At 72.7% G+C, this 13,758-nt stretch carries 10 protein-coding genes; 4 read left to right on the forward strand and 6 right to left on the reverse strand.

Features of this window, described 5'->3' with window-relative positions:
* The first annotated feature begins 101 nt into the window (after positions 1-101).
* The 3 genes from efeU (at position 102) to ACFY3J_RS06140 (ending at position 4,557) form a co-directional block, all read left to right on the forward strand.
* Entirely contained in the window at positions 102-2,627 is a 2,526-nt protein-coding gene (gene efeU / locus ACFY3J_RS06130) for an iron uptake transporter permease EfeU (protein ID WP_390840384.1), read from the forward strand.
* Between the two features lie 56 nt (positions 2,628-2,683).
* Positions 2,684-3,964 carry an iron uptake transporter deferrochelatase/peroxidase subunit gene (gene efeB / locus ACFY3J_RS06135; protein ID WP_390840401.1) on the forward strand — a complete coding sequence of 427 codons (1,281 nt, stop codon included), beginning with the start codon at positions 2,684-2,686 and terminating at the stop codon, positions 3,962-3,964.
* Between the two features lie 101 nt (positions 3,965-4,065).
* The gene (locus ACFY3J_RS06140) at positions 4,066-4,557 is read left to right on the forward strand and encodes a DUF5709 domain-containing protein (protein WP_390840385.1); all 492 of its coding nucleotides are present in this window, start codon (positions 4,066-4,068) and stop codon (positions 4,555-4,557) included.
* Between the two features lie 13 nt (positions 4,558-4,570).
* On the opposite strand, the gene sthA is transcribed toward ACFY3J_RS06140, so the two are convergent.
* The gene (gene sthA / locus ACFY3J_RS06145) at positions 4,571-5,974 is read right to left on the reverse strand and encodes a Si-specific NAD(P)(+) transhydrogenase (RefSeq protein ID WP_384181245.1); all 1,404 of its coding nucleotides are present in this window, start codon (positions 5,972-5,974) and stop codon (positions 4,571-4,573) included.
* 100 nt (positions 5,975-6,074) lie between these two features.
* Complete coding sequence (locus ACFY3J_RS06150; RefSeq protein WP_141355358.1) at positions 6,075-6,281, reverse strand: hypothetical protein; 207 nt, start codon at positions 6,279-6,281, stop codon at positions 6,075-6,077.
* Between the two features lie 200 nt (positions 6,282-6,481).
* Between ACFY3J_RS06150 and ACFY3J_RS06155 the strand changes: the two genes are divergently transcribed.
* Positions 6,482-8,326 (forward strand): glycoside hydrolase family 15 protein, encoded by a 1,845-nt coding sequence (locus ACFY3J_RS06155; protein WP_384181247.1) that lies wholly within the window; start codon positions 6,482-6,484, stop codon positions 8,324-8,326.
* Between the two features lie 31 nt (positions 8,327-8,357).
* On the opposite strand, the gene ACFY3J_RS06160 is transcribed toward ACFY3J_RS06155, so the two are convergent.
* The 4 genes from ACFY3J_RS06160 to ACFY3J_RS06175 form a co-directional block, all read right to left on the reverse strand.
* Complete coding sequence (locus ACFY3J_RS06160; protein WP_384181249.1) at positions 8,358-9,182, reverse strand: chitosanase; 825 nt, start codon at positions 9,180-9,182, stop codon at positions 8,358-8,360.
* Between the two features lie 59 nt (positions 9,183-9,241).
* Positions 9,242-12,001, reverse strand: a complete 2,760-nt coding sequence (locus ACFY3J_RS06165) for a SpoIIE family protein phosphatase (RefSeq protein ID WP_384181251.1) — start codon at positions 11,999-12,001, stop codon at positions 9,242-9,244.
* A gap of 115 nt (positions 12,002-12,116) precedes the next feature.
* Positions 12,117-12,809 (reverse strand): GAF and ANTAR domain-containing protein, encoded by a 693-nt coding sequence (locus tag ACFY3J_RS06170; RefSeq protein ID WP_384181253.1) that lies wholly within the window; start codon positions 12,807-12,809, stop codon positions 12,117-12,119.
* A 253-nt stretch (positions 12,810-13,062) separates the two neighbouring features.
* Entirely contained in the window at positions 13,063-13,527 is a 465-nt protein-coding gene (locus ACFY3J_RS06175) for a hypothetical protein (protein WP_384181255.1), read from the reverse strand.
* Positions 13,528-13,758: the final 231 nt, after the last annotated feature.

A 13,758-nucleotide genomic window follows, 5' to 3' on the forward strand; every position in this document is an offset into this window, starting at 1 on the left:
GACTACACGCCTGTAGTCATGATGGGTCACGAAGTTAGGCATGCCTTCGCTAACCCGGTCCCAGAGCGGCCGGGGCGGTGTGCCAGGGAGGGCCGTACGGCATGTGGGACGACGCGTTTCCGAGTTTCCTGATCGGACTGCGAGAGGGACTCGAAGGCGGGCTGATCGTCTCCATCCTCGTCGCCACCCTGGTCCGGGCCGGAGCCAAGTCCCGGCTGCCGCAGGTGTGGACCGGCGTCCTCGCGGCCATCGCGCTCGCGATGAGCTTCGGCGCGGTGCTCACCTTCACTGCGGCCTCGCTGTCCGCGACCGCGCAGGAGGCGTTCGGCGGTGCCCTTGGCGTCGTGGCCGTCGCGTTCGTCACCGCCATGGTGTTCTGGATGCGCCGCTCGGCCCGCAGCCTCTCCGGTGAGATCAAGGAGAAGGTGACCGGCGCGCTCGGCATGGGCGCGGGCGTGCTGATCCTCACCTCCTTCCTCGCGGTGGGCCGCGAGGGCCTGGAGACGGCCCTGTTCCTGTGGACCACCGCCCGCGCGGCCGGTGAGTCCGGGGGACCGCTGACGGGCGCCGGGATCGGTCTGGTCCTGGCGGCCGGCCTGTGCTGGGGCCTGTACCGGCGGGTGCTGAAGATCAACCTCGCCAAGTTCTTCACCGCCACCGGCGCCGTACTGATCGTGATCGCGGCCGGCGTCCTGGGCTACGGCCTGCGCGACCTCCAGGAGGGCGGAGTCCTCCCGGGCAGGGCGGCGTACGCCGTCGACCTCGGCGGCACCGTCGACGCGGGCTCCTGGTACAGCACCCTCGTCCAGGGCGTCTTCAACCTCACCCCGACGATGACCTGGCTCCAGGTCCTCGGCTACGTCGGCTACCTCGCCGTGGTGATGACCCTGTTCCTCCGCGGTGTACGCGCCACGAAACCGGCGCCCGCCACGGCGCCGACCGGCACGACGACCGCTGCTGTGCCGGAGGCCGCGCGGGGCGCCGGTGCCGAGAGCGGGCCTCGGGCAGCCGCTGCGAGCGGGCCGCGCGCCGCGTCCGGGGCCCCCGACGACAGCCCTGCCGGGTTGGTGGCCGAGGCCGGGCCGTCGGCTGCCGTGGCGGCTGAGGGCGGGGACCGAGCCGCCGCCGGGCGGGAGGTGGGTGCCGCCACTGCGGCGACGACAGCGGTGGCGAGCGGAACTCCTGCAGCGTCCCACGCCGAGACGTCCGCCGTGTCCCGGGCCGAGACGCCCGACGCCTCCCGCTCGGAGACGTCCGCCGCCTCCCACGCCGAGACGTCCGCCGTGTCCCGGGCCGAGACGCCCGACGCCTCCCACGCCGAGACCCCCGCAGTCTCCGGGGCCGACGACCCGTCCCGTGCTGGCGGCGGTGGGGTGTGGGCCGAGGGGGCTGATCCGTCGCGGAGGCCGGAGCGCGGGGTCCGCGAGACACCGGCCGAATCGCCCGCCCAGGCGGCCGTCGCCCGCCGGAGGCGTCCCGCCTGGGTCGTGCCCGTGGCCGTCGTCGCGGTGCCTGCGGTCGTCGCAGGACTCGTGGTCGCCCTGGGACGGCCCAAGCCCGCCGGAGCCCAGACCGTCGCCGTCTCGGAGACCGAGTGCGGCAAGGGCTTCACCGCGCCCGAGCCGGGACGGCAGACGTTCCAGATGCGGAACACCGTGTCGAAGACATCCGAGGTGTACCTGATCGACCCGGCCACCAACGCGGTCTACGGCGAGATCGAGGGCCTGGCCCCCGGCACCACCCGCGACCTGGTCGCCACCGTCGCGGGCGGCAGCTACGCCTGGCGCTGCGTGCCCACCGGCGGCACGGCCGTCACCTCCAAGGCCGTCCGGGTCGGCGGCGGAGCAGGGGCCACGGCGGTCGTCCCGGTGTCCGAGCAGGACCTCGCCACCCCGCTCAAGGAGTACCGGCAGTACGTGGAACGGGGTCTGGCCACGCTCGTCGCCCAGACCGGCCGGCTGGACGCCGACATCCAGGGCGGCGATCTCGACGCGGCCCGCACCGACTGGCTGACCGCCCACCGCACCTACTCCTCCCTCGGCGCCGCCTACGGCACCTTCGAGGACTTCGACAAGAAGATCAACGGCCGGCCCGACGGGTTGCCCGGCGGAGTGGACGACGAGGACTTCACCGGCTTCCACCGCATCGAGTACGGCCTGTGGCACGGCCAGAGCGCGGACCGGCTGAAGGCCCCCGCCCGGCAACTCGCCGCCGACGTCGCCGGCCTGCGCAAGGCCTTCCCCACGCAGGCGTTCGACCCCGGTGACCTGCCGCTGCGCGCCCACGAGATCCTCGAGAACACCCTCCAGTTCGAACTCACCGGCCAGGCCGACCAGGGCAGCGGCACCGAGCTGGCCACGGCCGACGCCAACCTCGCCGGCACCCGCGAACTGCTCACCGTGCTCAAGCCGCTGCTCACCTCCCGCGCCCCGCACCTGCTGCCCACCGTCGACGCGGACACCGCCCGGCTGGGGAAGCTGCTCGACGCGGCCCACCACGGGAACGCCTGGACCCCCGTGAACCGGCTCGACGCGATCACCCGGGCCCGCCTCGACGGGGCCATCGGACAGCTCCTGGAGGACCTCGCTCCCGTACCGGACCTGCTGGAGATCCGGAAGTCCGCCTGATGACCGCACCGCACGCCGTGACACCCGAGACCGTACGCACCGAAGGGAACCGCTCCATGCCGTCCGCCGAAACGTCCGCACCCGAGGGCGGCTGCCCCGCCGGTCACGGGCGCCGCACCTTCGTCAAGACGGCCCTGGGCGCCGGTGCCGCCGGCGCGGTGCTGGCGGGTGGCGGCTTCACCCTCGCCCAGAGCGGCGCGGGCCGGGCGCACGCCGCGGACGGCACCGGCGCGGCGGCGGTCCCGTTCCACGGCGTCCACCAGGCAGGCGTCCTCACGCCCGCCCCCGCGGCCGCCGCCTTCGTCTCCTTCGACGTCATCGCCGAGGACCGCGAGGAACTCGCCGGACTGCTGCGGACCATCACCGAGCGGGCCCGCTTCCTCACCGCCGGCGGCACCCCCACCGACCTGGGCGTCGGCGCCCCGCCCTCCGACAACGGCATCCTCGGTCCCGAGATCCCCGCCGACTCCCTCACCGTCACCGTCGGCGTCGGTGCCTCCCTCTTCGACGACCGCTTCGGGCTGGCCAAGGCGATACCGCGTCAGCTCACCCCCATGCGGACCTTCCCCAACGACAACCTGAACCCCGCCGAGTGCCACGGCGACCTGTCCCTGCAGATCTGCGCCGACCGCCAGGACACGGTGCTGCACGCACTGCGCGACATCGCCCGGCACACCCGGGGCGCCCTGCAGATCAAGTGGCGCGTCGACGGCTTCCAGAGCGGCCCGCGCCCCACCGGCGCCCAGCGCAACCTGCTCGGCTTCAAGGACGGCATCGCCAACCCGGACGTCGCCTCCGCCCGGGAGATGAACCGCCTGGTCTGGGTGGGCGACGGGCAGGGCGAGCCGGCCTGGGCGGCCGGCGGCAGCTACCAGGTGATCCGGATCATCCGCATGCTGGTGGAGTTCTGGGACCGGGTGTCGCTGACCGAGCAGGAGAAGATGTTCGGCCGCCGCAAGGACACGGGCGCCCCGCTGGACGGCGCCGAGGAGACCGACGTCCCCCACTACGCCAAGGACCCCAAGGGCACGGCGATCCCGCTGGACTCCCACATCCGGCTGGCCAACCCGCGCACCGCCGACACCGACGCCTCCCGCATCCTGCGCCGCGGCTACAACTACGACCGCGGCGTCGACAACGTCGGCAACCTCGACATGGGCCTGGTCTTCTGCTGCTACCAGCAGGACGTCGTCCGCCAGTTCGAAGCCACGCAGACCCGGCTGATCGACGAGCCCCTCGTCGACTACATCTCCCCGACCGGTGGCGGCTACTTCTTCGCCCTGCCCGGCGCCCGCGACTCCTCCGACTGGCTCGGCCGCGGACTGCTGTCCGCCTGACGGACGCCGGACCATCCCCTCCCCGCCGCCGCGGTGATCGGGACCGGCCCCGCGGGAAACGCGGATCACGACGTGCCGCAAGGCCCGCCAGGGAGGAACCCGTGAGCACCGATCCGTTGGCAGACGACGCCTACCAGCTCACCGGGGACAACGGGGAACAGGGGCACGCCGCGCCGCCGGACATGGAGAACGCGGTGGGGGAGCGGACCTACGGCGACGTCCTCGACGAGGGCTGCTCCCCGCCGGAGAAGCCGCTGGGCGTCACCAAGTACGGCACGACGGCCGCCGCACAGCAGGCGGGCGAGAGCCTCGACCAGCGGCTGGCGCAGGAGCGGCCCGGCGAGGGCGGGCCCGAGGGCGACGGGGTGGGCGACCTGCCCGGCGGCGAGGGCGAACCGGTCGACCCCGAGGCGGGCGGGGACCGCGCCGGCCGCCTCGTCGCCCGGGACGAGGGCGCCCACGGCGACACCACCAAGGAGGAGGTCGCCGCCGACATGGGCGTCGGCGTCGACGCGGGAGCCGCCGGTGCCGAGGAGGCCGCCGTCCACATCGTCGACGACGACACGCCGCCGGACGACGGCACCCAGCCCTGACCCGGCCCCGGGGTCAGCCCCCGATCCGGTCGATCTGCCGCAGCTTGTTCGTCGCGTCCAGGGCGGCCACCTTGTACGACTCCGCGAGCGTCGGGTAGTTGAACACCGCGTCGACCAGGTAGTCCACCGTGCCGCCGCAGCCCATCACCGTCTGCCCGATGTGGATGAGTTCGGTGGCCCCGGCGCCGAAGCAGTGCACCCCGAGCAGCGTGCGGTCCTCCGGCGAGACCAGCAGTTTCAGCATGCCGTGCGAGTCGCCGATGATCTGCCCGCGGGCCAGTTCCCGGTAGCGGGAGACGCCCACCTCGAACGGCACCCGGTCCTCCGTGAGCTGGTCCTCGGTCCGCCCGACGAAGCTGATCTCCGGGATCGTGTAGATGCCGATCGGCTGCAGGCCGTTCATCCTGCCGACCGGCTCCCCGCAGGCGTGGTACGCCGCCGCCCGCCCCTGTTCCATCGAGGTCGCCGCGAGCGCGGGGAAGCCGATCACGTCGCCGACCGCGTAGATGTGCGGCACCTGCGTGCGGTAGTGCTCGTCGACCGCGATCCGGCCGCGCGCGTCGGCGCTCAACCCCGCCTTCTCCAGGTCGAGTCCGTCGGTGAGGCCCTGCCGGCCCGCCGAGTACATCACCGCGTCGGCCGGTATCTTCTTGCCGCTCTCCAGCACGGTGAGCGTGCCGTTCTCGTGCCGCTCCACGGCGGCCACCGTCTCCCCGAAGCGGAAGGTGACGGCGAGGTCCCGCAGGTGGTAGCGGAGCGACTCCACGATCTCGACGTCGCACATGTCGAGCATGCCAGGCCGCCGTTCGACGACGGTCACCCTGCTGCCGAGCGCGGCGAACATGGAGGCGTACTCCATCCCGATGACCCCGGCGCCGACGATGACCATCGACCGCGGCACCCGCTCCAGCGTGAGCACGTTGTCGGAGTCCATGATGGTGCGTCCGTCGAACTCCACGCTGTCCGGACGGGCCGGCCGCGTACCGGTCGCGATGACGATGTGTTCGGCCGTCAACAGCCTTTCCTCGCCGTTCACTTCACGCAGCGCGACGGTGTGCCCGTCGACGAAGCGGCCGGTCCCGGCGAGCAGGGCCACATGGTTGCGGGAGAGCTGGCTGCGGATGACGTCGACCTCGAGGCCCACCACGTGCTGGGTGCGTGCGGTCAGATCGGCGACGGTGATGTCCTCCTTCAGCCGGTAGCTCTGACCGTACAGATCACGCTGGGTGAGTCCGGTGAGGTAGAGCACCGCCTCGCGCAGGGTCTTGGAGGGAATGGTTCCGGTGTGGATCGAGACCCCGCCGACCATGTCGGGTCTGTCGACGACAGCGACCCGGCGGCCCAGCTTGGCCGCGGCGATGGCGGCCTTCTGGCCGCCCGGTCCGGATCCTATGACGATCATGTCGAAGTCGGGCACGCCCCGGAGTCTCGCAGAGCGACGCGCCCCAGGGAAAGGGACGGACGAAAGGGACCGGAACGACAGGGCTCCGATCCCTTTCGCACGCGGCCCGGAAAAGCTAGGGCAACAGCTTGTCCAGGGCGGCCGGGCCCTCCGTCTCGATCTTGCGCTTGGCCCACTCCAGGTTGCGCGGGGTGATGTCGCGGCCCGCGGCCAGCACCACGTCCTCGGGCGAGACGTCGGTGCCGGTACGGGCGTGGAGCACGTCGTCCGGGGTGCAGCGCTCCCCGGGCTCGCGGGATGCATCGGGTTGTGACGTCGACATGTGACCTCCTCGGGTCCGGCTGGGTCCCCGCCCGGGTCCGGACTGCGGCCCTCGTGCTGCGGGAGCGGGACCTCCTCCCACGATTGCCCGTCGGACGGCACCCTGCATCCGGAAGGCCGCTCCTAAGCTGGAGGAACCGCGACAGCCGCGAGTACCGGTCCGCGCGAGGGGGAACAGCGAGGGGACAGGAGGCAGCCGCGATGGCCGACACCCGAAGCCGAGGGCCCGAGACGGGCACATCCCGCTACGTTCCGATCGCCGACCACGGCCTGATCGGCGACCTGCGCAGTGTCGCTCTCGTCGGCACCGACGGCACGATCGACTGGTACTGCTGCCCCGCCTTCGACGCCCCGAGCGTCTTCGCCGCGATCCTGGACGCCGAGCGCGGCGGCAGTTTCGAGCTCGCCGTGGCCGAGGCGGCGCACACCAAGCAGTTCTACTTCCCCGACACCAACGTGCTGATCACCCGGTTCTTCACCGAGGACGGCGTCGGCGAGGTGCAGGACTTCATGCCGGTGAGCGGAGACCGGCAGGGATCCGCCGAGACCGAACGGCACCGGCTCATCCGGCGCGTGCTGTGCGTACGCGGCACCCTGCCGTTCCGCGCCCGCGTGGCTCCCCGCTTCAACTACGGCGCCGACCCGCACACGGTCCGGATGGAGGGCTGCACGGCCCTGTTCGAGTCGGAGACCCTGTCCCTCGCTCTGACGTCCACCGTGCCCCTGGAGAGCGACGGCACGGACCTGCGCGCGGACTTCAAGCTCGCCGAGGGCGAGTCCGCCGTCTTCGCGCTGGACCAGGTCGGCGGCGAGGTGGTCCCACGGCGGTGCGCCCACGCCGAGGCCGAGGACCAGTTCTGCGCCACGGTCGCCTACTGGCGCCGCTGGCTCGCGCAGTCCCGATACCGCGGCCGCTGGCGCGAGATGGTCCACCGCTCCGCGCTCACCCTGAAACTGCTCACCTACGCCCCGACCGGCGCCATCGTCGCCGCGCCCACCACGAGCCTGCCCGAGCGGGTCGGCGGTGAGCGCAACTGGGACTACCGCTACGTCTGGGTGCGCGACGCCGCGTTCGCCGTCTACGCGCTGCTGCGGCTCGGCTTCGCCGGCGAGGCCGAGGCGTTCATGCGCTTCCTGACCCGGCACATCAGCCCCGGCGACGGCAAGGCGACCGGCCCGCTGCAGATCATGTACGGCATCGACGGCCGCAGCGAACTGCCCGAGCGTGAACTCGGCCACCTGGAGGGACACCGGGGTTCCGCGCCCGTACGGGTCGGCAACGCCGCCGCCGACCAGCTCCAGCTCGACATCTACGGCGCCCTGATCGACTCGATCTACCTCTTCGACAAGTGGGCCCAGCCGATCTCCAGCGCCCAGTGGGACGACGTGTCCGCGCTGGTGGAATGGGTGTGCGAGAACTGGGACCAGCCCGACGAGGGGGTGTGGGAGACCCGGGGCGGCAGGAAGAACTTCCTGTACTCGCGCCTGATGTGCTGGGTGGCCGTCGAACGCGCCATGCGGCTGGCCAACCGCCGCGGCCTGCCCGCCGACCTGCCCCGCTGGCGGCAGAGCCGGGACGCCATCTACCGCCGCATCATGGACCGCGGCTGGTCCGCAGAGCGCCAGGCCTTCGTCCAGTACGAGGACGGCGACGTACTGGACGCCGCCGTGCTGATGATGCCGCTGGCGAAGTTCATCGCGCCGACGGACCCCAAGTGGCTGTCCACCCTCGACGCGCTGACCGGCGACCTGGTCTCCGACTCGCTCGTCTACCGGTACGACCCGCAGGCCAGCCCCGACGGGCTGCGCGGCGACGAGGGTACGTTCTCCATCTGCTCGTTCTGGTACGTCGAGGCCCTCACCCGGGCCGGCCGCCTCGACGAGGCCCGACTCGCCTTCGAGAAGATGCTCACCTACGCCAACCACCTCGGCCTGTACGCCGAGGAGATCGGCCCCACCGGCGAGCAGCAGGGCAACTTCCCCCAGGCCTTCACGCACCTGTCCCTGATCAGCGCGGCCTACAACCTCGACCGCGCCCTGGGCTGACGCCGACCGCGGGCCTCGGTCCGCCGCGGCGTCAGCCGATGCGGTAGCCGTCCCCGTACACCTTCCAGTCCAGCGGCGGTTCCAGATCGAGGTTGCCCCGGCGCAGGAAGACCCGCTGCCCGGTGTCGACCCTGCTGGTCTCACGGTGGGCCGGCTCCTGCCGCATGGCCCACAGGCGTGCGTCGAGGAACGCGTTCAGATACGTCACCTCGTCGCCGCCCCGGGCCGGGGGGAGGGCCGTGCGCAAGGCCCGCTCGCGGATGCCGCGGAAGCCGGTCAGGCCACCGCCGCCGTGCATCACGATCGCGTCGTAGTAGGCGAACTGGCCGAGGGCGCGCAGCCCGTCCGCCTTGCCCTGTGCGACGGCCGGGTCGAAGTAGACGCGGTCGCGCTCGTCGTTCTGGGTCTGCTGGAACGCGGTGTCCCGCGCCGCCCGGCGCCAGTCCTCGGGGAAGCCGGGGTCCAGTCCCTGGTGCGAGTCGGTGCCGTGGACGCGGCCCAGCGCCGGGAGGTACCCGGCCAGTACGTTGCGCGGCCTGCGGTCGGTGTAGCGCCGCACCAGGCCGAGCATGTCGCCGGTGCCGGAGCAGAAGCCGACGATGCCGGCCGTGTAGCCGCGTTTGTCGCCGAGGTCCTCGATGTACGCGTACTGGGCCTTCCAGTCGAGCGTGGAGTTCTCCGCGCTCGACACCAGTTTCATGGCGATCTCCTTCTTCGCGGGGCTGTCCAGGCCCGGGGCCGCTGCGACGCCCCGGGCGCCGAGGAGGGGGAGGGCGACGAGCGAGCCGCCGATCAGGGCGAGGACGCTGCGGCGGGCCGCGCCGGCCGCCGCGGTCGTTCCGGGGGTGTCGTGCACCAAAAGGGCTCCAAGTGACTCGACTGTGGGCGAGGTGGGAGAAGGGCCGAGAAGGCGGCTCAGGGCAGTGGCTGCTCGGCCCAGATGGCCTTGCCGGTGGGCGTGTAGCGGGTGCCCCACCGCTCGGCGAGCTGCGCGACGAGGAACAGCCCGCGGCCTCCCTCGTCCGTGCTCGCCGCATAGCGCAGGTGCGGGGAGGTGTTGCTGTTGTCGAAGACCTCGCAGATCAGGGCGCGGTCACGCAGCACCCGGACCCGGATGGGTTCGGCGCCGTACCGGATCGCGTTGGTGACCAGCTCGCTCAGGATCAGCTCGGTGGTGAACGTCAGCTCCTCCAACCCCCACTCCGCCAGCCGCCGGCTCACCGCCGCGCGCACGTCCCCGACGGCCGCCGCCTCCCCGGGCACGTCCCACTCGGCGACCTGCCCGGGCCCCACGGCGCGGGTGCGGGCGACGAGCAGCGCGATGTCGTCCACCGGCCGGAACGGCCGCAGGACGTCCAGGACGGCCCGGCACGTGTCCTCCGGCGACTCGCCGGCGGAGGCGAGAGCGGTGCGCAGTTCCTCGAGGCCCGTGTCGATGTCCCGCTCCCGGTCCATCACGAGCCCGTCCGTGTACAGGACCAGTCGGCTGCCCTCCGCCAGCTCCAGCTCCGCCGTCTCGAACGGCAGTCCGCCCAGCCCGAGCGGGGGGCCGGCGGGCACGTCGGGGAACGTGACGTCCCCGTCGGGCCCGATCACGGCGGGCGGCGGATGGCCGGCGCGGGCGACCGCGCACCGGCGCGAGACCGGATCGTAGATCGCGTACAGGCAGGTCGCGCCGGTGACGGGCACGCCGGCACTGTCCGCCGTCTCGTCCTGGTCGATGCGGACGACCAGCTCGTCCAGCAGCCCGAGCAGCTCCTCGGGCGGCAGGTCCAGGGCGGAGAAGTTGCTGACCGCGGTCCGCAGCCGCCCCATCGTGGCCGCGGCGTGCAGCCCGTGGCCGACCACGTCGCCGACGACGAGCGCGACCCGCGCCCCGGACAGCGGCAGCACGTCGAACCAGTCCCCGCCCACACCCGCCTGCGCGGGCAGATAGCGGTAGGCGATGTCCAGCGCGTTCTGCTCGGGCAGGCTGCGCGGCAGCAGGCTGCGCTGGAGGGTGACCGCCAGCCCGTGCTCGCGGGTGTAGCGGCGGGCGTTGTCGATGGACACGGCGGCCCGGGCGACCAGTTCCTCGGCGAGGGCCAGCTCCTCGGAGTCGAAGGGCTCGTCCTTCTCCGACCGCCAGAAGCTGACCAGGCCCAGCACCAGATTGCCCGCCCGCACGGGCACGCTGATCAGGGAGTGGATGCCGAACGCCAGCACCCGCTCGGTGCGCTCGACGTCCTGGGCCTGCCAGCCCGGGGCCGCCTCCAGCCGGGGCTCGAGGACCGGCCGGCGGGTCTTGAGGCTGAGTGCCTGCGGGGTGGAGGGGATGAAGCGGATCTCCTGCGCCAGCGGGTAGAGCGGCGTGTTCTCGCGGATCCCGGCGCAGGCCGTACGGCGCAGCGCGGCCCCCGGATCCGGGTCCTCGCCGGCCAGCACGGCGTCGTACAGGTCCACGGTGGCGAAGTCCGCGAACCGGGGAACGGCGACCTTGACCAGTTCCTCGGCGGTCCGGGTCACGTCCAGGGTCGTGCCGACGCCCACCCCGGCGTCGTAGAGCAGGCTGAGGCGTTCCCGCGCCTGCTCCGCCCGGCCGGACAGGGCGCGCAGCTCCGTGGAGTCGCGCAGCGTGGCCACGGTGCCCGACGGGCCGCCCGCCATGTCCGTGGGCCGCTGGTTGATCGCCAGCAGCCGGTCGCCGACCAGGTGCACCTCGTCGGTGGCGATGCGGCCGGAGGCCAGCAGGCCGGCGGTCTCGGGGGCGAGTCCGAGGTCGAGCACATGCCGGCGCTCGGCGTCCTCGGGCAGGCCGAGCAGACGGTGCGCCTCGTCGTTGGCCAGCAGGAGCCTCCCGTCGTCGCCGACGATGATCACGCCTTCCCGGACGGAGTGCAGCACCGCGTCGTGGTGCTCGTACATCCGGGTCATCTCCCGGGGGCCGAGCCCGTGGGTCTGGCGCAGCAGCCGGCGGGTGACCAGCGCGGTCCCCGCCGTGGCCAGGGCCAGGGCCACGGCCGCGGCGCCCAGGACGACCGGCAACTGCCGGTCCGCGAGGCCGCCGGCGTTCCTGGTGGTGATGCCGGCCGACACCAGGCCCACCACCTTGCCGTCCGGCGCCTGGACCGGTACCACGGCCTGCACCAGCGGCCCGAGCGTCCCGTCGACCTCCTCGACGACCGTGCCGCCGGCCAGCGCGGTCCGGATGGTGCCGACGAACATCTTGCCGATACGGTCCGGCTCGGGGTGGGTGTAGCGGACCCCCTTGGTGTTCATCACGACGAGGAAGTCGACGTGCGCCTCCTTGCGGGCCGTCTCGGCGCGCGGTTGCAGCACCGCCGTCGGGTCCGGGGCGGCGAGCGCCTCCCGGGTGCCCGGGGCGTTGGCGAATGTCTCGGCGACGGCGAGCGAGCGGTTGCGGGCCTCCTGGTCGCTGTCGTGCCGCACCTGAAGCACCAGCGCCACCACGGCCGCCGCGACCAGCAGCACCACGATGGCGACCTGGAGCAGGAACACCTGCCCGGCGACGCTGCGCCCGGCGAGCGATCGCAGCCCGGACGGTCTGCTGCGCCCCGATCGGCCATGCCCGGCCAGCTCGCGCGCCCGCCGGGCTGGGCCGGACGCGAGCTGGAGACGCCGTCCGCTGGGACGGCGGGCCGACCGGGAGCCGGTACGACCCGGGAGTCGGACCATGAGCCATGTCTACACTGCCGCGCCGCGTGAGGCGAGAGGCAGTCACCCCCTCGGTCACGAGGGCGGGCGGGGGGCGGCCGCGCGGGCGGCGCCACCCCGGCCCGATCGGCCTGTGTCAGCTCTGCTTGGAGGCGTCGGTACGGATGGTCTGCGCGACGTCCCGGATCTTGATGTTGTGGTGCTGGGAGATGCGGCGCAGGACGGCGAAGGCGTCCTCCTCGCTCAGGCCGTGGCGCTCCCGCAGGATGCCCATGGCCTCACCGATGGCATGCCGGGTCTCCAGCGCGTGTTCGAGCTGGTCGACGGTTCTGGCACCCGCCACGGCGACGGCGGCGTGCGAGGCGAACAGCCAGCCGGCGGTCTCGCTGTCCTCGGTGAAGGAGCCGGGACGGCTGGAGTAGAGGTTGAGCGCACCGAAGTCCTGGTCGTGGGTGTAAAGCAGGAAACCCATCATGCTGCCGATGCCCAGGTCGCGGGCGGCCGGCGCGTACCGCGGCCACGCCGGCTGCGGCCGCGTGAGGTCGGCGATGCGGAAGAGGCGCTCCCCGTCGACGCGGCGGGCCGCGTCGAAGCAGGGGCCCTCGCCGACCTCGCCCTGCAACCGGTCGGACTCCCCGACCATGTCCCCGCAGGCGGCCAGCGTCACGGCACGCCCCTTGCGCAGGGCCAGGATCCCGGACGCCTCGCACCCGTCGATCAGCTCGACGGCCGCCCGGACGATCTCGTCGAGCGTCTCCTGCGCGGAGTCCTGGGCCAGCAGGCGCCGGGCCAGCTGGGCCATCTGTTCGGCGAACTCGCGCCAGTCCATCCGCACCCGCCCTTCTCCCCGCCGTGCGCACCGGTGCGCACGTGGCATCGCCCGTAACCGGCCGGCATTCGCAGCGTACCCCGCGGTCACGTGTGTATCCGGGCCGTACCGATCATGGTCCAGGCACGTGATGGTCCCGCGCACGTCCACGACTCGGCCCCGCACGCCGATGCCCCGGCCACGTGGGCCGGGGCATCGGGATGCGGGGTGGTCGGGGACCGAAACGGTCGTCGGTCGTCCGGTGCCCGCGGGGTCAGGCGCCCCAGGTGCCCTGGTTGACGGCGCAGTTCCAGCCGGAGCCGTGCAGGGTGAACTTCACCTTGTAGCTCCTGGTGTTCAGCAGGTGCGTCCGGACCTTGAAGCCGAGGCTCGCCTTCCCCTTGAAGGTCGTGGTGCGGACGGTCACGGTCTGCGAGGTCCTGCGGCTGATCTTGCCGCCCTTCGGCGTGGCCGAGCCGAAGCGGATGTTCTTGACGTTGGTGACCGTGAAGGTGACGTTCTTGAACTTCTTCGTGGTCTTGCTCTTGATGCCGAAGTACAGGCCGCCGTTGGTCACCCACCCGTTGTGGTCCACGTAGAAACGGGACGGGTAGACGACGTTGATCGGACAGCCCGAGCTCTGCGGTGCGGCGGTCGCCGCGGAGGCGGCCCCGGCGAAGCCCAGCTGAGCGGCGGTGACGACCCCGGCCGCGGCCAGCGCCGCGACGGTCGTGCGCATGCGGTTCACTAAGGTGACACCTTCCCCCTACGGCCCTCACGGACCGGACCGACATGGCGTGCGGAGTCCCCGTGGGACGCTCCGCGCCACTGTGACGCCGTATTTCTTAGCACGCGGGGAAAATGCGGGAGCAACACCTGCGACTCCAGGGCCACTTGGTGACAAAACCGCGACAATCGTGAGGCACCGGCCTTGCCGGTCCGGCCCGTTCCTGTCTGGTCCCGTCCGTTC

This window comes from Streptomyces sp. NPDC001231 (assembly GCF_042896885.1).
Taxonomy (GTDB): Bacteria; Actinomycetota; Actinomycetes; order Streptomycetales; family Streptomycetaceae; genus Streptomyces.

Excerpts from the sequence above, each read along its gene's own strand:
- efeU (WP_390840384.1), top strand. The coding sequence starts at position 102 with ATGTGGGACGACGCGTTTCCGAGTTTCCTGATCGGACTGCGAGAGGGA.
- efeB (WP_390840401.1), top strand. The coding sequence starts at position 2,684 with ATGCCGTCCGCCGAAACGTCCGCACCCGAGGGCGGCTGCCCCGCCGGT.
- ACFY3J_RS06150 (WP_141355358.1), bottom strand. The coding sequence starts at position 6,281 with ATGTCGACGTCACAACCCGATGCATCCCGCGAGCCCGGGGAGCGCTGC.
- ACFY3J_RS06155 (WP_384181247.1), top strand. The coding sequence starts at position 6,482 with ATGGCCGACACCCGAAGCCGAGGGCCCGAGACGGGCACATCCCGCTAC.
- ACFY3J_RS06165 (WP_384181251.1), bottom strand. The coding sequence starts at position 12,001 with ATGGTCCGACTCCCGGGTCGTACCGGCTCCCGGTCGGCCCGCCGTCCC.
- ACFY3J_RS06170 (WP_384181253.1), bottom strand. The coding sequence starts at position 12,809 with ATGGACTGGCGCGAGTTCGCCGAACAGATGGCCCAGCTGGCCCGGCGC.
- ACFY3J_RS06175 (WP_384181255.1), bottom strand. The coding sequence starts at position 13,527 with ATGCGCACGACCGTCGCGGCGCTGGCCGCGGCCGGGGTCGTCACCGCC.